The organism is Pseudomonas sp. S5F11 (genome assembly GCF_019641515.1).
In the GTDB taxonomy this organism is placed as follows: Bacteria; Pseudomonadota; Gammaproteobacteria; order Pseudomonadales; family Pseudomonadaceae; genus Aquipseudomonas; species Aquipseudomonas rhodesiae.
Genome location: NZ_JAIFJZ010000001.1, coordinates 2,511,796 through 2,532,138, shown reverse-complemented (window position 1 = coordinate 2,532,138; position 20,343 = coordinate 2,511,796). Strand labels below are relative to the sequence as shown.

Annotated in this window: 19 protein-coding genes; 5 read left to right on the top strand and 14 right to left on the bottom strand. The window is 61.8% G+C overall.

Features of this window, described 5'->3' with window-relative positions; all coding sequences use genetic code 11:
• Positions 1 to 128: 128 nt before the first annotated feature.
• On the top strand, positions 129 to 917 hold the full coding sequence (locus tag K1567_RS11435) for a transporter substrate-binding domain-containing protein (protein ID WP_220698510.1): 789 nt from the start codon (positions 129 to 131) through the stop codon (positions 915 to 917).
• Between the two features lie 28 nt (positions 918 to 945).
• On the opposite strand, the gene K1567_RS11430 is transcribed toward K1567_RS11435, so the two are convergent.
• The 5 genes from K1567_RS11430 to K1567_RS11410 all read right to left on the bottom strand — a co-directional run bounded on the left by K1567_RS11430 (position 946) and on the right by K1567_RS11410 (position 5,307).
• Positions 946 to 1,689 (bottom strand): YkgJ family cysteine cluster protein, encoded by a 744-nt coding sequence (locus tag K1567_RS11430; protein ID WP_034095977.1) that lies wholly within the window; start codon positions 1,687 to 1,689, stop codon positions 946 to 948.
• A gap of 102 nt (positions 1,690 to 1,791) precedes the next feature.
• A complete protein-coding gene (locus K1567_RS11425; RefSeq protein ID WP_034111819.1) occupies positions 1,792 to 2,274 on the bottom strand; it encodes an N-acetyltransferase in 483 nt (160 codons plus the stop codon).
• A gap of 3 nt (positions 2,275 to 2,277) precedes the next feature.
• Positions 2,278 to 3,180: a chemotaxis protein CheV gene (locus K1567_RS11420; protein WP_034111821.1), complete on the bottom strand. Its 903-nt coding sequence runs from the start codon at positions 3,178 to 3,180 to the stop codon at positions 2,278 to 2,280.
• Positions 3,181 to 3,244: 64 nt separating this feature from the next.
• Entirely contained in the window at positions 3,245 to 4,219 is a 975-nt protein-coding gene (locus K1567_RS11415; RefSeq protein WP_220698509.1) for a D-glycerate dehydrogenase, read from the bottom strand.
• A 119-nt stretch (positions 4,220 to 4,338) separates the two neighbouring features.
• Positions 4,339 to 5,307 (bottom strand): LysR family transcriptional regulator, encoded by a 969-nt coding sequence (locus K1567_RS11410; protein ID WP_034095981.1) that lies wholly within the window; start codon positions 5,305 to 5,307, stop codon positions 4,339 to 4,341.
• 183 nt (positions 5,308 to 5,490) lie between these two features.
• On the opposite strand from K1567_RS11410, the gene K1567_RS11405 reads away from it, so the two are divergent.
• From K1567_RS11405 to K1567_RS11390, 4 genes are read left to right on the top strand one after another with little or no spacing between them, the layout of a single operon-like run.
• Positions 5,491 to 7,002: an efflux transporter outer membrane subunit gene (locus K1567_RS11405; RefSeq protein WP_034095982.1), complete on the top strand. Its 1,512-nt coding sequence runs from the start codon at positions 5,491 to 5,493 to the stop codon at positions 7,000 to 7,002.
• Between the two features lie 10 nt (positions 7,003 to 7,012).
• Positions 7,013 to 9,190: an FUSC family protein gene (locus K1567_RS11400; protein ID WP_034095983.1), complete on the top strand. Its 2,178-nt coding sequence runs from the start codon at positions 7,013 to 7,015 to the stop codon at positions 9,188 to 9,190.
• The gene (locus tag K1567_RS11395) at positions 9,180 to 9,380 is read left to right on the top strand and encodes a DUF1656 domain-containing protein (RefSeq protein ID WP_034095984.1); all 201 of its coding nucleotides are present in this window, start codon (positions 9,180 to 9,182) and stop codon (positions 9,378 to 9,380) included. Before K1567_RS11400 ends, K1567_RS11395 begins: the two co-directional genes overlap by 11 nt.
• A 10-nt stretch (positions 9,381 to 9,390) precedes the next feature.
• Positions 9,391 to 10,251, top strand: coding sequence for an HlyD family secretion protein (locus K1567_RS11390; RefSeq protein ID WP_034095985.1), 861 nt, complete (start codon positions 9,391 to 9,393; stop codon positions 10,249 to 10,251).
• Between the two features lie 37 nt (positions 10,252 to 10,288).
• Here the strand turns inward: K1567_RS11390 and K1567_RS11385 are convergent, their stop codons facing one another.
• From K1567_RS11385 to K1567_RS11345, 9 genes are all read right to left on the bottom strand, one after another.
• Positions 10,289 to 10,690 carry a nuclear transport factor 2 family protein gene (locus K1567_RS11385; protein WP_034095986.1) on the bottom strand — a complete coding sequence of 134 codons (402 nt, stop codon included), beginning with the start codon at positions 10,688 to 10,690 and terminating at the stop codon, positions 10,289 to 10,291.
• A complete protein-coding gene (locus K1567_RS11380; RefSeq protein WP_220698508.1) occupies positions 10,691 to 11,503 on the bottom strand; it encodes an SDR family oxidoreductase in 813 nt (270 codons plus the stop codon).
• A gap of 14 nt (positions 11,504 to 11,517) precedes the next feature.
• Entirely contained in the window at positions 11,518 to 11,982 is a 465-nt protein-coding gene (locus K1567_RS11375) for a hypothetical protein (protein WP_034095988.1), read from the bottom strand.
• A gap of 634 nt (positions 11,983 to 12,616) precedes the next feature.
• Positions 12,617 to 14,068, bottom strand: a complete 1,452-nt coding sequence (locus tag K1567_RS11370) for a mannose-1-phosphate guanylyltransferase/mannose-6-phosphate isomerase (protein ID WP_034095989.1) — start codon at positions 14,066 to 14,068, stop codon at positions 12,617 to 12,619.
• Between the two features lie 88 nt (positions 14,069 to 14,156).
• Positions 14,157 to 14,813 (bottom strand): alginate O-acetyltransferase AlgF, encoded by a 657-nt coding sequence (locus K1567_RS11365; protein ID WP_034137039.1) that lies wholly within the window; start codon positions 14,811 to 14,813, stop codon positions 14,157 to 14,159.
• A gap of 16 nt (positions 14,814 to 14,829) precedes the next feature.
• A complete protein-coding gene (locus tag K1567_RS11360; protein WP_034095991.1) occupies positions 14,830 to 16,005 on the bottom strand; it encodes an alginate O-acetyltransferase in 1,176 nt (391 codons plus the stop codon).
• A gap of 11 nt (positions 16,006 to 16,016) precedes the next feature.
• Positions 16,017 to 17,549: an MBOAT family protein gene (locus tag K1567_RS11355; RefSeq protein WP_034095992.1), complete on the bottom strand. Its 1,533-nt coding sequence runs from the start codon at positions 17,547 to 17,549 to the stop codon at positions 16,017 to 16,019.
• Between the two features lie 217 nt (positions 17,550 to 17,766).
• Positions 17,767 to 18,876, bottom strand: a complete 1,110-nt coding sequence (locus K1567_RS11350) for a mannuronate-specific alginate lyase (protein ID WP_047881628.1) — start codon at positions 18,874 to 18,876, stop codon at positions 17,767 to 17,769.
• Between the two features lie 8 nt (positions 18,877 to 18,884).
• Positions 18,885 to 20,333, bottom strand: a complete 1,449-nt coding sequence (locus K1567_RS11345; RefSeq protein ID WP_034096761.1) for an alginate O-acetyltransferase — start codon at positions 20,331 to 20,333, stop codon at positions 18,885 to 18,887.
• Positions 20,334 to 20,343 lie beyond the last annotated feature (10 nt).

Genomic DNA, 20,343 nt, shown 5'->3' with positions numbered 1-20,343 from the left:
ACAAATACTGCTGATATTTCTGCTTGTAGGATGACATCCGTTTCCAGAAAGCTTGCCAGCTTCTGCCATGCCCCAGGGTTACCGCGCAGGGATGGTGAGGTTGGTCTTTCCGGAAAAGGATGTTTCCCGTGGCTTTGATACACCTGTGTGTAGCGCTTGCCCTGTTGCTGTCGGTGGATGCCGTGGCAGCCGCTGATCAACCGCGTGACGAAATCCGTTTCGCCGTTGCCGCACAATTCCCCCCGTTCCAGAGTCGCAACCCGCAAGGGCAACTGGTCGGCTTGAACATCGAGTTGGGCAATGCCTTGTGCGTGCAATTGAATGTGCGCTGCACCTGGGTCGACCAAGTGCAGGTCGAAGACTTCAGCGCGTTGGATGCACGCCACTTTGACGCAATCATGGGCATCGCCCCCACTTCCAAACGGCGACGTTGGGCGAACTTCACCGATCTTCTCTATCCCTTTACCACCCGCCTGGTGGCGCGCAAAACCTCCGGCTTGCAGCCCTCTGCCCGCTCGCTCAAGGGCAAGCGTGTCGGCGTGCTGTTGGGCAGTAACCGTGAAGCCTTCGCCCGCTCGAAATGGGCGCCCAAAGGCGTGGTCGTCAAAAGCTTCTGGCTCAATGACGAACTGGTCCGCAGCCTTGTGGCGGGGGATATCGATGCAACCTTGCAAGGCACCGTGGAAATTCGCGAGGCTTTACTCGATACCCCCGAGGGCCAGGCTTTTGACTTTCTAGGCCCACCCGTTTCCGCCGAGCTATTGGGCGACGGCGTGGCGATTGCGGTGCGCAAACCGGATACCGCGTTGCGCCAAGCACTCAACCGCGCCCTTGAGCAGCTTATGCACAACGGCGAGTACCAGCGCATCGTTCAACCCTACCGCCTCGATGCCCCGCCCATCGGGCATGACGGCTAGTATGTGAGCAGCCGAGGGGCGCAGCGACTTACGCCGCCCGCAACGGGATAAACGCGTAGTTGGCCGGCACCTCGGTCGCAATCTGCGCGCCGGCATCCAGCACCTGCTCGGCGATGTCCAGCCCAGACACATGAAACACCCAGTCACTTGCCACTTTTGGTTGCTGCGTCGCCTGTTCGATCGCCTGGGCAAACGCGCCCATGTCCGGCAAGTAAGCCGTGAACCCATCGCCCTTGAGCGCGGTGGTGCGAATGCCCAGCAGTGCACACACCGCTTCCTTGGTCTGCACGTCGTCGCGGTCGGCCTGACGGGAGCGTTCAATCAACTGCGCCAATTCCCGATCCACCAATTGACCACCGACGATCAATGCCGGCCCCTGTTCCCAGGACTCCGGCGGGCATTCTTTGGCGGCAGGGTTCAACGGGATATGCGGGTTGATCTCCATCGGGTAGATGCGACACACCAGCGGGCGCCGTTCATAAATGCGGCATAGGTTGTCTTCGTCAAGATTCCGGCAGCGTCCGGCGTTATAGGCGGCAAACGTGATGGCCACAAATGCTTCGGCAGTGCCGCTGGGAACCACCACCGACCGCCGTTCGGCATGCTCGCGTTGATGGGCGGGCAGGCCCAGGCCGTTGCCGAGAAAGCCTTCCACCAGAACGATGACATTTCCGCCGTCGGCCGCCCACATACGGGCTTCGTCGAGGGTCAGCGGGACATGGTGGTCGGAGCAGCATTTGCCACAACCGACGCAGGAAAAATGGGTATTCATGGCGGATCTGTTACCAGGCTAGGTCAGAGGGCACGCGGCAACGGTGACGGGTTTTTACCTCTGTTCGCCGTTGTGCGACTCTGGAAGCAAGTTATGCGCCAGTCACTCGCGATCAACCACGTCGCGCAGCACGAAGCCCATGCCCGCGCTTTCATACAGCCGTCGGGCGCGCAGGTTGCTTTCCAGCACTTTGAGGTCCACGTAGGGTTCGCCGCGCTGCTTGAACACCTGGAACGCGTGCAGCAACAACGCCCGTCCCAGCCCTTGGCCTTGTGCGCAGGGATGCACGGAGAGGTTCTTGATAAACGCGCTGGTCCAGCATTGCGCCACGCCGAGAACGCCCGACGGGTTGCTGGCCACCAGACACAGGGTGGGGTCGAACTCGGCATCGGTGGTGAACTGAGCCTGCCAGGTGGGTAGGTCGGGCACGCGGCCGCCGCCTTGGTCCTGGGTCATGCGCAGAACCGCATGAATTGCTGGCGCCAGTTCTTCTCGGTAATGATCCAGCTGCGTACCGGCCGGCCACTGCGGGGCGGGCAGGCTGCCGCCGAGCGGGCGGCGTAGCAGTTGGAAATACTCAACCATCGATCAGCGGCCTTGTTGCGCTACGGTCTGAGCGGCGACCACCAGGCACTTGGTCAGTTCTGGGGAGGAAAACTTGGTCAGCACCGCGTTAGCCCCGGCCAGGCGTGCTTTTTCGCTGTTCATGGCGCTGTCCAGGGAGGTGTGCAGCAGCACATAGAGGTGCTGGAAATCCGGGGTTTCGCGTAGAGTGCGGGTGAGGGCGTAACCGTCCATTTCGGACATCTCGATGTCCGATACCACCACGTTGATCTCTTCGCCGGTGCCTTGCAGTTCAAGCAGTACGTCGATGGCTTCCTTGGCACTGCGCGCGGTGTGGCAGGTCAGGCCGAGGTTGCGCAGGGTGTGCACCGACTGCTGCAACGCCACTTGGCTGTCATCCACCACCAGAATCCGCGCATGGCCAAGCACTTCGGCTTCTTCCATGGTCAGGTCGGTGGGTGCGGTTTCAATCGGCGCGGGGGCAATGCCGTGGATCACTTTTTCGATGTCGAGCACCTGCACCAGGCCGCCTTCCACCTGGGTCACCCCGGTGATAAACGCGCGGTTGCCGCCTGAGCCGTAGGGCGGCGGGCGGATATCGGTGGTCAGGCAGTGCACGATCTTGCTCACCGCCTGCACATGCAGGCCCTGCTTGGAACGGCTCACATCGGTGACGATCAGGCAGCCACCGTTCGGATCTTCCAGCGGCATCTCGCCGAGGGCGCGGCTCAGGTCGATCACCGACAGTGAGGAACCGCGCAGGGTGGCGATGCCTTTAACGTGAGGATGGGACTCCGGCAATTTGGTCAGCGGCGGGCAAGGGATGATTTCGCTGACTTTCAGCAGGTTGATGGCCATCAGCTTGCCGCTGCGCAAGGTAAAGAGCAGAAGCGAGAGTGAGTCTGCGCGGGCTTTGGAGGTAGGCATAAAAACCTTCTGTGAATCACGGAGGACGATCTATGGAAGGTTATCGACCTCCGCGGCCCCGGCTTTAGCCCTTCCACACCTGCGGGTTCACCAGGTCCTGGGGCCTTTGCCCGAGCAGGGCGCTGCGCAGGTTGTCCAGGGCGCGGTTGGCCATGGCTTCGCGAGTTTCGGTGGTGGCCGAGCCGATGTGCGGCAGGGTCACGGCATTGCTCAGTTGGAACAGCGGCGACTCGGCCAAAGGTTCCTGTTCGTAGACGTCCAGCCCCGCGCCGCGAATGATGTGGTTCTGCAAGGCATGGATCAGCGCCGGCTCGTCCACCACCGGGCCGCGGGAAATGTTCACGAGGATGGCGCTGGGCTTCATCAGCCCCAGCTCGCGGGTGCTGATCAGGTGCCGGGTCTTGTCGCTCAACGGCACCACCAGGCAGACGAAATCCGCTTCGGCCAGCAACTGGTCGAGACTGCGAAACTGCGCGCCCAGCTCCTGTTCCAGCGCCGGTTTGCGGCTGTTGCCGCTGTACAGGATCGGCATGTTGAAACCCAGACGCCCGCGCCGCGCGACTGCCGCGCCGATATTGCCCATGCCGACGATGCCCAGGGTCTTGCCATGCACATCGCAGCCGAACAACGGCGCGCCGACGCTGGCCTTCCATTGCCCGGCCTTGGTCCAGGCGTCCAGCTCGGCCACGCGTCGCGCACTGCTCATCAGCAGGGCGAAGGCCAGGTCGGCGGTGCTTTCGGTCAGTACGTCGGGGGTGTTGGTGAGCATGATTCCACGCTCGGTGAGGTACGGCACATCGTAATTGTCGTAGCCCACCGACACGCTCGATACCACCTCCAGCTTGGCCGCGCCTTCGAGCTGCGCGCGGCCCAGCTTGCGACCCACGCCGATCAGGCCGTGGGCGTGGGGCAGGGCTTCAGCGAACTGCGCATTAATATCCCCCAGCTTGGGGTTAGGCGCGATGACTTCGAAATCCTGTTGCAGGCGTTCGATCATCGGCGCGGTGATGCGGCTGAAGGCGAGGACAGTCTTTTTCATGGCAGGCGGGGCTCATCGACTACGAAAGAATGCCAAGCACGCTAACATTCCTGCCGGCGGTTGTCAGGACACCGCCGAACCAATCTGAGCACAGGCCCCAATGGGTTGTTTGTTGGCGATCAATTAGCCAACCGCACCCCACCCAAGCTGCCGCTTAATTCATACGCCACCAATTCGGCCTGATGAGCCGCCAGAATCTCCGGCAGCGAGCCGCGCAGGTATTCCACCCAGGTCTTGATCTTCGCATCCAGGTATTGGCGCGATGGGTAGATGGCGTACAGGTTCAGCTCTTGGGAGCGGTAGTTGGGCATGACCCGTACCAGCGTGCCGTTACGCAGGCCTTCGATGGCGGCGTACACCGGCAGCAGGCCGACGCCCATGCCGCTGGTGATGGCGGTTTTCATCGCGTCGGCCGAGTTCACCAGGAACGGCGAGGTGTTGATCGCCACGCTTTCCTGGCCTTCGGGGCCATTGAACGTCCATTTGTCCAGCTGGATCACCGGGCTGACCAGGCGCAGGCACGCGTGGTTGAGCAAGTCCTGGGGGCGCTGTGCGCAACCTTTGGTCTTGACGTAGTCCGGCGAAGCGCAGGCGATGCTGTAGGTAATTCCCAGGCGCTGGGATACGAAACCCGAATCCGGCAATTCGCTGGCCAGCACGATGGACACGTCGTAGCCCTCGTCGAGCAGGTCCGGCACGCGGTTGGCCAGAGTCAGGTCGAAGGTAACGTCCGGGTGCGTGCGGCGGTAGCGGGCAATGGCATCGATCACGAAATGCTGGCCGATGCCGGTCATGGTGTGCACTTTGAGTTGCCCGGCGGGACGGGCGTGGGCGTCGCTGGCCTCGGCTTCGGCTTCCTCGACATAAGCGAGGATCTGTTCACAGCGCAGCAGGTAGCGTTTACCCGCCTCGGTGAGGGCAATGCGACGGGTGGTGCGGTTGAGCAAGCGGGTTTGCAGATGGGCCTCAAGGTTGGAGACCGCGCGCGAGACGTTGGCAGTGGTGGTGTCCAGTTGGGCGGCGGCGGCGGTGAAGCTGCCCGCTTCGGCCACGCAACTGAAGGCGCGCATGTTTTGCAAAGTGTCCATAGGGGCTTCTCAAGGGAGATGGCAAATTGTGACAGAAAGTTACGCAGTACAGTGATCCCTACCAATGGATTATCGCCTGAACGGTAACAAAGATTCACAGGAATACCCGCTTATCGACATCCCCCGCGCGCCCTAGAATTGCGCCACCTCTCCCGCTTCACCCATCTCAGGAATTCGCTTGCCGTGCCGCGTCGCATCAGCAGAGAGCTGAAGACTCTCAGTGTTTGGGCTTTATCGTTAGCAATCAGCGGCTGCATCGGAACCGGAGGAATCGCCCCACAAGGCCACGCCCTCGATGCCAATCAACTGGCCACCGACGAGGCTATCCAGCACGCCGCGCAAGACGCCCACTGGCCCACTGTGCAGTGGTGGCAAGCCTACGGCGACCCGCAACTGGACCACTGGGTCGACCTCGCCACGCAGCACAGCCCAAGCCTGGCCATGGCGGCGGCGCGAGTGCGTGAGGCGCGGGCCATGGCCGGGTTGGCCGAGTCGGCCGAAGCGCTGCAGGTCAACAGCGATACCACCCTCAAACGTCACAATTGGCCCAAGGATCAGTTCTACGGCCCTGGCGAGCTGAGCGGTGCCAACACCTGGGACAACAATACTTCCCTGGGCTTGAGCTATGCCCTGGACCTGTGGGGTCGCGAAAGCAACGCCACCGAGCGCGCAGTGGACCTGGCGCATATGAGCGCCGCCGAAGCGCGTCAGGCCCAACTCGAACTGCAAAACAACGTCGTGCGCGCCTATATCCAACTGTCGTTGCACTACGCCAACCGCGATATCGTCGCCGCCACATTGGCCCAGCAACAGCAGATCCTCGACCTGGCCAACAAACGCCTCAATGCCGGGATCGGCACGCATTTGGACGTGAGCCAGGCCGAATCGCCGTTGCCGGAAACCCATCGACAACTGGATGAGCTGGATGAAGCCATCGCCTTGAGCCGTAACCAATTGGCGGCGCTGGCGGGCATGGGGCCGGGGCAGGGCGCGCAGTTGCGGCGGCCAAGCCTGTCCCTGGCCGCGCCGCTCAAGTTGCCGTCGAGCGTCCCCGCGCAACTGCTTGGCCAGCGCCCGGATGTGGTTGCCAGTCGCTGGCAAGTGGCAGCGCAGGCGCGGGGCATCGATGTGGCCCATGCCGGTTTCTACCCCAACGTCGATCTGGTCGGCAGCCTCGGTTATATGGCCACCGGCGGCGGCATGCTGGAATTTTTGGCCGGCAAAAAATTCAACTACAGCGTCGGCCCGGCCATCACGCTGCCGATCTTCGACGGCGGCCGCCTGCGCGCGCAACTGGGCGAAGCCAGCGCCGGCTATGACATCGCGGTGGCACGCTACAACCAGGCTCTGGTCAATGCGCTCAAGGGCATCAGCGACCAGTTGATCCGTCGCGAGTCCATGGACAAGCAGCAGACCTTCGCCGCGCAATCGGTGGCCTCGGCGCAGAAAACCTACGACATCGCGATGATCGCCTATCAGCGCGGCCTCACTGACTACCTCAACGTGCTCAACGCCCAGACCCTGCTGTTTCGCCAGCAACAGATCGAGCAGCAAGTGCAGGCCGCGCGCCTGAGCGCCCATGCCGAACTGGTGACCGCCCTGGGCGGTGGCCTCGGTGCCGGCGACGACGTGCCTGCACCCGCCAAGACCGTTCCGAGCAAGACCCCGGCGGCGCTGGCCGCGTTCGATCACTGAGTAGGTTGCGATGACTCCCTTGCCTGCACCGCTGCGCTGGCTGCGTTCCCTTGAGTGGCGCCGTGGTTTCTTCGATTGGGCACGCAGTGACGGCGTGACCTGGGTATACATCTTCAAAGTGCTGATCGCGGCGTTCCTTACGCTATGGCTGGCCATGCGTCTGGAGCTGCCGCAACCGCGCACCGCGATGATCACGGTATTTATCGTGATGCAGCCGCAGAGCGGCCAGGTGTTTGCCAAGAGTTTTTACCGCTTCCTCGGCACCCTGGCGGGGTCGGCGGTGATGGTCTTGTTGATCGCCCTGTTTGCGCAGAACACCGAGCTGTTTCTCGGTGCGCTGGCGATCTGGGTTGGCATTTGCACCGCTGGCGCCACGCGCAACCGCAACTTTCGCGCCTATGGGTTTGTGTTGGCCGGGTATACCGCCGCGATGGTCGGCCTGCCGGCCCTGGCGCATCCGGACGGCGCCTTTATGGCGGCAGTCTGGCGTGTGCTGGAGATCTCTTTGGGGATCATCTGCTCGACCCTGGTCAGTGCCGCGATCCTGCCGCAGACCTCCAGCGCCGCCATGCGCAACGCGCTCTACCAACGCTTTGGCGTGTTCGCGCTGTTCGTCACCGATGGCCTGCGCGGGCGCAGCCAGCGCGACGGCTTCGAGGCCAGCAACGTGCGCTTCATCGCCGAAGCCGTGGGCCTGGAGGGGCTGCGCAGTATCACGGTGTTCGAAGACCCGCACATGCGTCGGCGCAACGGTCGCCTCAGTCGCCTCAACAGCGAATTCATGAGTATCACCACCCGCTTCAACGCCTTGCACCAGTTGCTTGAGCGCCTGCGCACCGATGCCGCCGACCATGTGGTGGCCGCGATCAAACCGGGCCTGCAAGACCTCGCCGAAGTGCTCGACGGTTTCTCTGGCCGCGCCCTCACCAGCCCCGATGCTGCGCGGCTGGTCAACCAGCTCAGCGCCTACAAGGACAGCTTGCCGGCCACGGTGCGCAGCCTGCGGGCGCGCTTTCAGGAGGGCAACCCCAGCGACGCCGAACAGCTGGATTTTCACACCGCCTATGAGTTGCTGTACCGCTTTGTCGACGACCTGCACAACTACGCGCAAACCCACGCCTCCCTGGCCGAGCACAGCCATGCGCGGGAAGACTGGGACGAACCCTACACACCGAAAACCAACTGGCTGGCCTGCGCCGCTTCGGGGATTCGTGCGTCGTTCATCCTGATCGTGCTGGGCAGCTACTGGGTGGCCACCGCCTGGCCCAGCGGCGCAACGATGACGATGATCGCAGCGGCCACCGTCGGCCTGTCCGCCGCCACGCCCAATCCCAAGCGCATGGCGTTCCAGATGGCCTGCGGTACCTTGATCGGTGCCCTGGTGGGCTTTGTCGAAATGTTCTTCGTGTTCCCCTGGATCGATGGCTTCCCGTTGCTGTGCGTGATGCTCGCACCGGTGATCATCCTGGGCGCATTCCTCGCCTCACGCCCGCAATACGCGGGTGTCGGTGTGGGCCTGCTGATCTTTTTCAGCACCGGCTCGGTGCCGGACAACCTCACGGTCTACAACCCTTACACCTTTATCAACGACTACATCGCCATGATCATCGGCATGCTGGTGTGTGCGGCGGCGGGGGCGATTATCCTGCCGCCCAACAGCCGCTGGTTGTGGCGCCGCCTGGAGCAGGACCTGCGCGAACAGGTGGTGTATGCCATCAGCGGCAAGCTCAAGGGCCTGGCCTCCAGTTTCGAGAGCCGTACCCGCGACCTGTTGCACCAGGCTTATGGCCTCGCCGTCGGCCAGCCGCAAGTGCAGCGCAACTTGCTGCGCTGGATGTTTGTGGTGCTGGAGGTCGGCCACGCGATCATCGAGTTGCGCAAGGAACAGGCGATCCTGCCGGTGCACCCGGCGTACGCCGAATCCCAGCCGTGGCGCCAGGCGATCCGCGTGATGGGGCGCTCGCTGGTGCGGCTGTTTCTGCAACCCAGCGCGAGCAACCTGGAGCGCGGGCTGGTCGCGGTCGACCATGCGATCAGCCGCGTGCAGGCCACCGACGAACCCTTCGCCCCGCACTTCGATACCTCGGCCCTGCGTCGGGTGAAAAGCTACCTGCACTTTATCCGCACCTCATTGCTGGACCCGCAATCACCCTTGGCGGCCCTCAAAGGAGCCCCGCATGCCCCGTGAAATCGCGTTCCACGGCATTTATATGCCGACCATGACCCTGATGTTCCTGATTGCCGCAGTGCTGGCGTGGGGCCTGGATCGCTTCCTGGCCGGCTTCGACCTGTACCGGTTTTTCTGGCATCCGGCGTTGCTGCGCCTGAGCCTGTTCGTTTGCCTGTTCGGCGCCCTGGCGCTGAGCGTCTACCGTTGAGAATGCACTGATGAAAAAGTTTTTCAGCCTGCTTGCCACCTTGCTGGTACTGGCCCTGGCGATCTGGATTGGCCACACATTGTGGGTGCACTACATGCAAACCCCTTGGACCCGCGATGGCCGCGTGCGCGCCGACATCATCAATGTCGCCGCCGACGTCACCGGTGAAGTGGTCGACGTGCCGGTGCGCGACAACCAGTTGGTAAAAAAGGGCGACCTGCTGATGCAGATCGACCCGGAGCACTATCGCATCGCGGTCAAACAGGCCCAGGCGCTGGTCGCCTCGCGCAAAGCCACCTGGGAAATGCGCAAGGTCAACGCCCACCGCCGCGCCGATCTGGACGCTCTGGTCATCTCCAAGGAAAACCGCGACGACGCCAGCAACATTGCCGACTCGGCCCTGGCCGATTACCAACATGCGCAGGCCCAGCTGGAAGCAGCCGAACTCAACCTGAAACGCACTCAGGTCGTGGCGGCCGTGGACGGCTACGTCACTAACCTCAACGTCCATCGCGGCGACTACGCACGCATCGGCGAGCCCAAGATGGCCGTGGTGGATATGCACTCGTTCTGGGTCTACGGCTTCTTCGAAGAAACCAAGTTGCCCCATGTGAAAGTTGGTGACAAAGCCGATATGCAACTGATGAGCGGCGAGACGTTAAAGGGCCATGTGGAAAGCATCTCCCGCGGCATCTACGACCGCGACAACCCCGAAAGCCGTGAATTGATCGCTGATGTAAACCCGACCTTCAACTGGGTACGCCTGGCCCAGCGGGTGCCGGTGCGGATTCATATCGATGAAGTGCCGCAAGGCGTGCTGTTGGCGGCGGGGATCACATGCACCGTGATCGTCGACCAAACGCAGAATTGAAATGTGGGGGGCAATCCCCCTCCCACATTTGACTGTGTTATGCCTTGATGAAGGTCTCATGCAAATGCCGCCACAACAGCGCACCACTGGCCTGTTTCTCGAACACCACGGTGGCGCGGCGGTCGGTCTGGGTGCCGCTGTCGTCCACTTGATGTTCGCGATAGGTCACCGTGGCGCCGCGCGCGTGGCGGTCAACCCCGGTCATTTCGCTCAAGGTGATTTTCAAGCCAGGGCGCATGCCGCCCAGGCGGGTGAACAGCGCCTTGACGCCGGCCGCATTCACCCGTGCGCCGGTGGCGGGGGCGATCATGCTGAAATCCGGAGAGAAGCGCGCAAGCAGGTTTTCCAAGGTTGCGTCGGGCGCAACGCCGGCAAACCATTGTTCGATCTCGATGTGGGTCTGGATTACTTCTTCGAAAAAGTCGCTGTAGTCGATCATTTACAAACTCCCATTTAAACCAAAGCGTTTTTTCAACACGGTTTCCAATAATCCTTTGGGCAACCACGCCGCCAACAGCGGCAACGCCCGGCCGCCATTGCCCGAGCGCAACAGGCGCGGCGGTTGCGATTGTTGCACCGCCTTGAGCACATCGGCCGCGAACACGGTTGCGGGTGTCGGTTTGTCCTGGGACGCCTGGCTGCGCGCACGAATGCCATCGCGCAACGGCCACCAGGGCGATTGTTCGTTGATCAGCAGTTCGGCTTGAGCGCCGGCGTTTTTGGCGAAGTGGGTGTCGATGGCGCCGGGTTGGACCTCCATGACGCGCACGCCAAAGGGCGCCAGTTCCATGCGCAGGGCATCGCTCAACGCATGTACGGCGGCCTTGGATGCGCAGTAAGCACCGGCGAACGGCGTGACCAGCACGCCGGAGACGCTGCCGATATTCACCACCAAACCCTTGCGTTTGCGCAAGGCCGGGAACAGCGCCTGGGTTACGCCGACGAGGGAAAATACGTTGGTTTCGAACTGGCGCTGCATGGCCTCGGTGCCGCCGTCGAGCAGCGGGCCCATGGCGCCGTAGCCGGCATTATTGATTAGCACGTCCAGCTCGCCCAGGTGTGCGGCCAGGGCTTTCAGCGCGGTGGCATCGTTGACGTCCAACTGCACGGCGTGAAAGCCGACCTGGTTGAGGGCAATCACGTCATCCTTGCGGCGGGCGCTGGCCAGTACGTCATAGCCTGCGGCTTTGAACGCTTCGGCCAGGGCGCGGCCGATACCGCTGGAGCAACCGGTGATCAATACGTTGGGCATGGAGCAGTCCTTTATCAGTCCGCGAAGCTGCCTTGCAGGTGCTCGGCACGAAATTCCAGGGTTTGCGGGCGGTAGCCGGGGCGTAGCGGTGGGGTGGGCAGGCAATCGTCCCAAGTGGCGCCGGCCTGCAACTCGCCGGGGCCGCGATAGCGCGGGGCGGCGTAGACGTTGTCGGCCAGGTTCACGGTGTCGCCCGGTGCGTAGGCCGCGACGCGCCAGCGCAGTTCGGTGAGGGGCACGTCGTTGCCGTTGTTCAGGGTCAGCTTCAGTGGCCGATCGGCTGGGCAGTCCTGCGGCGCGTAGGTGATGCGCAGTTCCAGGCGCGCCAATTGTGAGGCTTCGCGGTTGTCCAGCCACACCACCCAAACGGCCACGCAACCCAGGCCCGCCAAGGCCGCGAGGGACACCGGCAGCGCTTTGGCCGGGTAGCGCAGCAGCAGGATCAGCCAGGTGATGATCAGGAGAATGCCGAAGAACATGGAGACCACCTCGAATTTGGAACCAGCATCCTAACTTAAGCGTAGGTGGGATTGGGTAGCTTGAGTGCTGTGGTGGCCTTGCGGGCCCTATCGGGGGCAAGCCCCCTCCCACATTGGAATGTATTCACAGATCAAAGGCAGTAGGGTGCTTGCCCCCGATAGGCCCCACACCGCCAGCGAAAATCCAAAAAAAGCCCGCACCCACACTGGAATGTATTCACAGATCAAAGGCAGTAGGGGGCTTGCCCCCCGATAGGGCCCACACAGCCAGCGAAAATCCAAAAAAAGCCCGCACCCACACTGGAATGTATTCACAGATCAAAGGTGGGAGGGGGCTTGCCCCCGATAGGGCCCACACAGCCAGCGAAAATCCAAAAAAAGCCCGCACCCACACTGGTATGTATTCACAGATCAAAGGTGGGAGGAGGCTTGCCCCCGATAGGGCCCTCACAGCCAGCGAAAATCCAAAAAAAGCCCGCACCCACACTGGAATGTATTCACAGATCAAAGGTGGGAGGGGGCTTGCCCCCGATAGGGCCCACACAGCCAGCGAAAATCCAAAAAAAAGCCCCCACCCAACCCACTGCGGATAGGGGACGCAATGGGTTGGGCGAGGGCTTCTTGTACGACTGTTTTACTGCGCGATAGTTTTCACCGACACGCCACGTTCGATCGGCGTCGAGCGGCCGTAGATGTCTTCGAAGCGTTCGATGTCGTCTTCGCCCAGGTAGCTACCCGATTGCACTTCGATGATCTCCAACGGGATCTTGCCTGGGTTGCGCAGGCGATGGACCGAAGCGATCGGGATGTAGGTGGACTGGTTTTCGGTGAGCAGGAACACGTTCTCGTCACAGGTCACTTCGGCGGTGCCGCTGACCACGATCCAGTGTTCGGCGCGGTGGTGGTGCATTTGCAGCGACAGGCACGCGCCCGGCTTGACCGAAATGTGCTTGACCTGGAAGCGGCCGCCCATGTCCACCGAATCGTAGGAGCCCCACGGACGATACACTTCGCAGTGGTTCTGGGTTTCGCTGCGGCCCTGTTCGTTGAGGGTGTTGACCATCTGCTTGACGCCCTGGACCTTGTCCTTGTGGGCAATCATCATCGCGTCCTTGGTTTCCACCACCACGATATTGTCCAGGCCGATCACCGACACCAGTTTGCCGTTGCCGTGCACCATGCAGTTGCGGCTGTCCTGGATCACCACGTCGCCCTTGCTCACGTTGCCGTTGGCGTCTTTGTCGTTGACCGCCCACAACGACGCCCAGCAACCCACGTCGCTCCAACCGGCGCTCAGCGGCACTACGCAGGCGCGTTGGGTTTTTTCCATCACGGCGTAGTCGATGGAGTTGTCCGGGCAGCAGGCGAATGTCGCGTCGTCGAAGGACACGGTGTCGGCGGTCTGCTCGCTGCGTTCCAGGGTCAGTACGCAGGTGTCGTAGATGTCCGGATCGTGTTTTTTCAGCTCTTCCAGGAACCGGCTGGCACGGAACAGGAACATGCCGCTGTTCCAGAAGTAACCGCCGCTTTTGACGAACTCGACGGCGCGTTTTTCATCGGGTTTTTCCACGAACTGTTGCACGCGGCTCACGCCTTCGGGCAGCAGCGAATCGTTGGTGGACTTGATGTAGCCATAGCCGGTTTCCGGGCGGGTGGCCGGCACGCCGAACAGCACCATCTCGCCACGCTCGGCGGCTACGGTGGCCAGGGCCAGGGCACGCTGCAGGGCTTTTTGATCGTCGATCACGTGGTCGGCGGGCAGCACCAGCATCAGCTCGTCGCGGCCTTCGTTGACCAGCATCATCGCGGTCAGGGCCACGGCCGGTGCGGTGTTGCGGCCAAACGGTTCCATCAGGATGCGCTGGCATTCGAGCTTACGCGCGGCCAGTTGCTCGTTGACGATAAAGCGGTGGTCCTTGTTGCAGACCACGATCGGGGAGTCCATGCCTTCGAACACCAGGCGTTCCAGGGTTTGCTGGAACAGCGTGTGCTCGCCGGTCAGGGCCAGGAATTGCTTGGGGAACTGTTTACGGGAAAGCGGCCAAAGACGTGAGCCGCTACCACCGGAAAGGATTACTGGGATCATGGGTGTTTCTCCTTGAATTGATTTGGGTCAGAGCCTGTGGGGGGGGTAAGCCCGCGCCCACAGGGTTAGCGTCAATTTCAGAATCTAATCAGCGGGTCGACACAGGGCGTTTCACCCACACTGGCGACAGGCTCGAACCCGAGCCCGTGACGTACAGCACCGCCGCTTCACCACGTTCCAACGCAACCGGCTTCACATCGCCGACTTTCTTGTCACCGTCATACAACGCCAGGCTCACCTTCACCGGGTTGATCTCGCGCTCGCCGCGGCCTTTGGCGGCCACCGACTTGACCACATCGGTCTTGCCATCGGCGGTTTTCAGGCTCAGGGCCTTGTCGCTGAGGTTCTGCACGCGCACCAGGGATTTCTGCTTGTTCTTGAACGGCGGTTCTTCGATCAGCTGTGGCTGACCGCTACCGCTGTTGACCAGGGTGTAGTAGTGATCGGCGGCGAGTTTGACCGGCACGGTCTGGCTGCCGACTTTGGCGCTGTAGTCACCGCCAGGCATAAAGCTGAAGTCGCTGCTGGCCAGTGGGGCCACTTCGCTCAGGTTGGTGTTGCCAACGGTGGCGCTGACTTCCTGGTTGCTGGCGTTGTAGACACGCACGAAGCTCGAACCTTTTGGCGCGGTCGGGCCGTACAGGGCGGCGTCACCCCCGGCGAAGGCGGACATTGATACGACGCTCAGGCCGGCAGCGATGGCCAGAGTCTTGGCGAGACGACGAGGAGTTGTAGTGAAAGTCATGTGAGTTACCTCTCTTTCAGTTTTGCGCCCGTTCGGGCGTCTCGGATTTTTCAAGGGTGTTGAGTGCCATGTTTTGTTGGCGCGAACCGGCTTGTTTAAGTTGCGCAACCCACGATGGGTCGGCATCACCGATTTCGTTGTTGACCGGCAGATAACGTTCAGGGAACTCCCAGATCAGTACCTGGGGCGGGCTGTTCTTGAAGTCGTCGCTTTTGAGGTAGCTGAGCATCGGCAGGATCGGGCCGTGGCCGTCTTCGGCATAGCTGATCACATCGCTGCCCAAGGCTTGCTTGAGGGCGCCGACGAAGTTCCAGTTGGGGTTGGCGCTGTAGCTGGTGCCCACCAGCGCCACTGGGGTTTCGCTGTCGCTGAACAGCGCGTCGTCGCCTTTGGTTTCGGCCAGGTGCGTGACGCGTTTTTGCAGCGGCTCTTTAGGTGGCATCAGGTTTTCGAACAGCGGGTCCAAGGGCAGGAACAGACGCAGGTCGCCTTTATGCGGCTCGGTTTTTTCGGCCTCGGTGACAAAGCGCTGTGGCTCGCCACTGAGCGGGGTCTGCTCGGCAATCGCCTTGGCCAGTTGCTTGGCGGCGACTTCCGCGCCGTCCGGCGTCCAGTGGGTGTCGGTGCGCAGGAACACTTGCTTGCCGCTCAATTTGGCCTGTTGCAGCGGGCCAAGCAGGTCGGGGGCCGGGATCTTGTCGGCGGCGACACGGGCGTGGAAGTCCTGATACAGGTTGGCGTGGATGCTGGCCGGCTTCACTTCACCCAGGTGTTCTGGATACAGGCGTACCTTGGCCGGCACGATCGCCATCACCAGTTGAATGCCCTGGGCCTTGAGCTTCTGGCGCACACCTTCGACCAGCGCGTAGTTGCCTTCCAGGTTCTGGTCTTCGTTGACGGCGGGGTTGAACTCCTCGTCGCTGTACAACCAGTGATCGCGGCCCAGTACCACGCCAGGACGGCCTTCGTTGAACAGCTTGTAGTCCAGCGCGGCCCACAGGTTGGTGCCCAGGCGTTTGATTGGGAACTCGTCGTCGTAGTGGGTTTCGACGGCTTTGGTCCAGCGACCGTTGAGCACAGTGGCGTCGGCGTTGGTGCTAAAGCCGAAGAAGCTGCGCAGCGACCAGGCGCCCAGTGCCAACAGCAGCACCAGGAACAGGCCGATATAGAGGACGCGTAATGAACGGGTCATGGTCGGCTCCCTCAGAATTGGAAGTAAAGGAACGGCGAGAAACTCTGCGCCGACAGTTTGAGAATCGACGCCACGAATAGCAGCAGCACCGCAGCGCGCATGGCGTAGCGTGGCCAGTCAGCGGTCCAGTAGGCCGGTTGCACGGCAGCGTCCTGGCCCACGGTAAAACCGGGCTGGTGGATGCTGCCGGGGTTGTCGCCCGGTACGGCCTTGATCAGGCTCGGGTCGGCCGGCTTGGTTTTGTCGGCGGGGCGGTTGGTGTAGAAGTCGCGCAGGCCGAAGAACGCCAAAGTCGCATACGCCACCACCAGGGTTGCCACTTGCAGGCCAGTGAGGCTGGCGCGGTTGAGTTCCGACAGCGACCACTCGCCAAAGCTGAACATCGCACCGTACATACGGCCGGCGACGTGCAGGTTTTCGGCGCGGAAGATCACCCAGCCCATCACCACCAGCAGGAAGGTGAAGGCCCAGCGCAGCACATTGAAACTGCGCGGCGCGGTGTTCAGGCCGATGGCTTTTTCGATCGCCAGCCACATGCCGTGCCAGGCGCCCCACACGATGTAGGTGATGTTCGCGCCGTGCCACAGGCCACCGAGCAGCATGGTCAGGAACAGGTTGCGATAAGTAATCAGCGTGCCTTTACGGTTGCCGCCCAGGGTGATGTAGAGGTAGTCACGCAGCCAGGTCGACAGGCTGATGTGCCAGCGGCGCCAGAACTCGGTGATCGACTGGCTGATATACGGCTGTTTGAAGTTTTCCATAAAGCGGAAACCCATCATCAAGCCCAGGCCGATGGCCATGTCGCTGTAGCCGGAGAAGTCGAAGTACAGCTGCGCGGTATACGCCAGCGCGCCGAGCCAGGCATCCCCGGTGGTGGGGTTTTGCAGGGCGAAGCAATGGTCGGCCACCACCGCCAGGGTGTCGGCGATAAAGACTTTCTTGATAAAACCCTGCATGAACCGCGTGCAGCCCTCGGAGAACTTATCCAGGGTGTGGGTGCGGTTGTTGAACTGGTCGGCTAGGTCGCGGAAACGCAACACCGGGCCGGCGATCAGGTGCGGGAAAATCGCCACGAACGCCGCAAAGTCGATGAGGTTGCGCGTGGCCGGGGTGTCGCCACGGTATACGTCGATGATGTAGCTGATGGACTCGAAAATGTAGAACGAGATACCGATCGGCAACAGCACGTGGGTCAGGATGAACGGCTCCAGGCCCATCGATTTCATCATCACGTTGATGCTGTCGACACCGAAGTTGGCGTACTTGAAGTAGCCGAGGATGCACAGGTCGACGGCCACGCCGAGCAGCAGCCAGCGTTGGGCCGGTTTGGTGCGCACACCGGCGGCACCGACCTTGAGGCCGATCCAGTAATTCCACAGCGTCACGGCGGCGAACAGCGCCAGGAAGTCCACTCGCCACCAGGCGTAGAACACGTAGCTGGCAATCAGCAGCAGCAGATTGCGATAGCGTTGCCCGCTCAAGTAATACAAGCCGAGAAAGATCGGCAAGAACAGAAACAGGAACACATTGGACGAGAAAACCATCCCGATCTCTCCATGTTTAACCAACAGTCAAGGGCCAGAGCCCCCCCAAACCCCCCCACGAAAAAACGGGGGGCGGTACTACATTCCTACTGACGAAACCGGCTCAAAAATGTGGGAAGGGGCTTGCCCCCGATGGTGGTGAGTCAGTCACCGGATGTATCAACTGATACACCGCTATCGGGGGCAAGCCCCCTCCCACATGTCTAACCGCGTTGCGTCAGGAGCCTTTATTGCCTTTCTCATGTGCCGGGTCGTAGACCTTGGTCAGGTCGCCGCCCAGGCGGAAGGTCTTGAACGGCTGCATGCCATGCTTGCGTTCGATCACATCCGGTGCACAGGTGTAGAGGTTGCAGAACGGTTCGAGCCAGGCGAATTTCATGGCCTGCTTCAGGTCCTTCATGTCCTGTTCCTTGCCGTTCTTCTGCTCGAAGATTTCCGGGTCTTTCACTCCGGCCAGCACCTTGTCGCCCAGGCGCTTGAGCGCGCTGTTGTTTTCCTGGCGCAGGTCCACGCCGTTGACCAGGGCGAAACTGGCGATCATCGACAGCGGCGGCAAGGCGTAGTTGTGGTACGACAGCGCGCGTTGCTGGCGCTTCAATTCGTTAGGCAGGAAACCTTGGTCGTCGACCTGGTTCACGCCGACCTTGTATTCCTTCACCGCCCAATCGAACAGGTCGCGGCGGTTGGTGGCGACGGAGGTTGCCATCACCGACCAGGCGGCCCAGTAGGAGTGGTTGTTGGTTTTCTCCAGCGGCAGGTTGTCCCAGTCGCTCACTACCTGATCGGCCAGTTTGTTGAACCAGGCTTCGATCAGCTGCGACTCCTGCTGGTGGTTGGCCAGCGGGTGAGAGTCGGAGAACTTCAGGCGCACATAGGCCGAGGCCATGCTGCCCAGCGCCCATTTGCGCATGGACTTGCCGGTGTGGTTGAAGTCCTTGGACATCAGCGCATCGGCCTTGGCCCAGGACACCAGCCAGTTCAACGTGCATTCGAGCTGCTCCGGGCGACCGTCGCGCATGAACTGCATCACGCGCTTGCTGGTGTCTTTTTCCAGCTTGGTAATGTCAGCGGTGCTGTCGCGGAACGCCTGCTCGGACTGCACATTCAGCGTGGCGCGTGCCTTGTCCGAACCTTCGTACTTGCTGCGAAATTGCAGCGGCCCGGTGTAGGGCGTGGGCATGGTGTCGCAGTTTTCCTTGAAGTCGCCGGTCTTGAACGCTTCGATCGGTGCGAAATAGCCCTGGGGCGGACGCAGCGGCGCGGCGGCGTTGACGGAGCCGGCGAACATCGCCAGGCCCAGCAGGGTAGGGAGCATCAGCTTTTGCATAAGTAACCTCACTTCCCGAGTTGGGCGGTCTGTTGACCACCGCTTGGGAATACGTTGCGTGTGCAAATTTTCGCTTCGACCTTCTGCGCGGCAGTGCCCTTTTCCGGACCCTGCACTTCCACGGCCAGCAAGTTCTGCGAGGCCCAGTCTTCATCGGTGCGCAGTTCAAAGGCGAAACGCCCGTCTGTATCGGATGTTTCGGGTTTCTCGATCTTGATGTCCTCGTGGCGCCCGTTCATGTACCAGAGGGTGGCTTGCAGGGTTTTCACCGAGGTGTCGGCGAAGCGGATGTCGACCTGATGGTTGGCGTTGCGCAGGTCTTTGTTCGAACTGTTGACCAGCAATTCGTTCTTGCCCGGTTTCAAGGTGGCGCTGGCGCTCATCTGCGCGGGCTTGCCTTCGCAGCCGTTGTCGAGCAGCGACATCATCTGGCGGTAGATGGTCTCCTGGTCGAGGCGATACAGCGGCGAGAATTCCCAGATCAGGATCTTCGGCGGGCTTTTCTGGAACTCGTCGCTGCCCAGGTATTGCAGCATCGAGCCTTCCAGGCCGCCGCCGGGGAAGGCGACGTTGAGGATGTCGGCGCCGATTTCTTCTTCCAGGAACCCGGCGAAGTTGTAGTTCTTGCCGCTATGGCTGGTGCCCACCAAGGTGATCTGCGGGTTGCCGGAATCGCCGAACAGGTCGCCGTCGCCCGCTTCGCCCTTAGGCTCGGTGGTGAACTGGTCCATGTACTGGATCGCGTAACTGGTGCCGCACAGTTGCCCGGCCATGTTGTGCAGGGTGCCGGTCTTGCCCATGCGCCCGGAGCGCTTGGTTTCGAATTCACGCTTGGGAATATCGGCGAATTCCGGCATTTGCTTGACCTTGGCCGCGACGATTTTCGCGGTGCGCTGGGCGCCGTATGGGGTCCAGTGTTGGTCGCCACGGAAGTAGAAATCGTGGGCCGGTAGTTCGTCGGGCAACTGCTCGTTGGTCAGCGGCGACAGGTCCGGCACCACGTAACCCATCTTGGCGAAACGGCCGAGCATGGTCTTGTAGTTGGTCAGGGCCTTGTCGAAGTCGTACGAGGCTTTCTCTGCGGGATTGAGCTTGTTGCGGTTCACCAGGCCACGGGTCGGCTGGTAGACCACCACCAGTTCCACGCCTTTGCTTTTGAACGCGTCATGCAACTGCTGCATGCGCTTGTAGCCGGCCGGGGTGGTGTCGAACTCGGTGCGCAGGTCTTCCTGGGTACGGAACAGCCAGTCGCCCTGGGCTTGCACCAGGGTGGTGAAGTTCTGCTGGTAGCGCGTGGTGTAGTTCTTCGCGTCGTGGGCGGCCGGGCACAGGCTGCAGCACGGTTCGGCGGTAAAGGTCGGTGCCTTGACTTCGTCGGCGCGCACGCCCTGGCTGGCCGCGAGCAGGCCGAGGGTCAGACCCGAGAGGCTCAGCAGTTTGATCATGTGTGGGTGCATAAGGGTCATC

Coding starts and splice junctions, on each gene's coding strand:
- K1567_RS11430 (WP_034095977.1), bottom strand. CDS start 1,689: ATGAATACCCATTTTTCCTGCGTCGGTTGTGGCAAATGCTGCTCCGAC.
- K1567_RS11425 (WP_034111819.1), bottom strand. CDS start 2,274: ATGGTTGAGTATTTCCAACTGCTACGCCGCCCGCTCGGCGGCAGCCTG.
- K1567_RS11420 (WP_034111821.1), bottom strand. CDS start 3,180: ATGCCTACCTCCAAAGCCCGCGCAGACTCACTCTCGCTTCTGCTCTTT.
- K1567_RS11415 (WP_220698509.1), bottom strand. CDS start 4,219: ATGAAAAAGACTGTCCTCGCCTTCAGCCGCATCACCGCGCCGATGATC.
- K1567_RS11410 (WP_034095981.1), bottom strand. CDS start 5,307: ATGGACACTTTGCAAAACATGCGCGCCTTCAGTTGCGTGGCCGAAGCG.
- K1567_RS11400 (WP_034095983.1), top strand. CDS start 7,013: ATGACTCCCTTGCCTGCACCGCTGCGCTGGCTGCGTTCCCTTGAGTGG.
- K1567_RS11395 (WP_034095984.1), top strand. CDS start 9,180: ATGCCCCGTGAAATCGCGTTCCACGGCATTTATATGCCGACCATGACC.
- K1567_RS11390 (WP_034095985.1), top strand. CDS start 9,391: ATGAAAAAGTTTTTCAGCCTGCTTGCCACCTTGCTGGTACTGGCCCTG.
- K1567_RS11385 (WP_034095986.1), bottom strand. CDS start 10,690: ATGATCGACTACAGCGACTTTTTCGAAGAAGTAATCCAGACCCACATC.
- K1567_RS11380 (WP_220698508.1), bottom strand. CDS start 11,503: ATGCCCAACGTATTGATCACCGGTTGCTCCAGCGGTATCGGCCGCGCC.
- K1567_RS11375 (WP_034095988.1), bottom strand. CDS start 11,982: ATGTTCTTCGGCATTCTCCTGATCATCACCTGGCTGATCCTGCTGCTG.
- K1567_RS11370 (WP_034095989.1), bottom strand. CDS start 14,068: ATGATCCCAGTAATCCTTTCCGGTGGTAGCGGCTCACGTCTTTGGCCG.
- K1567_RS11365 (WP_034137039.1), bottom strand. CDS start 14,813: ATGACTTTCACTACAACTCCTCGTCGTCTCGCCAAGACTCTGGCCATC.
- K1567_RS11360 (WP_034095991.1), bottom strand. CDS start 16,005: ATGACCCGTTCATTACGCGTCCTCTATATCGGCCTGTTCCTGGTGCTG.
- K1567_RS11355 (WP_034095992.1), bottom strand. CDS start 17,549: ATGGTTTTCTCGTCCAATGTGTTCCTGTTTCTGTTCTTGCCGATCTTT.
- K1567_RS11350 (WP_047881628.1), bottom strand. CDS start 18,876: ATGCAAAAGCTGATGCTCCCTACCCTGCTGGGCCTGGCGATGTTCGCC.
- K1567_RS11345 (WP_034096761.1), bottom strand. CDS start 20,333: ATGCACCCACACATGATCAAACTGCTGAGCCTCTCGGGTCTGACCCTC.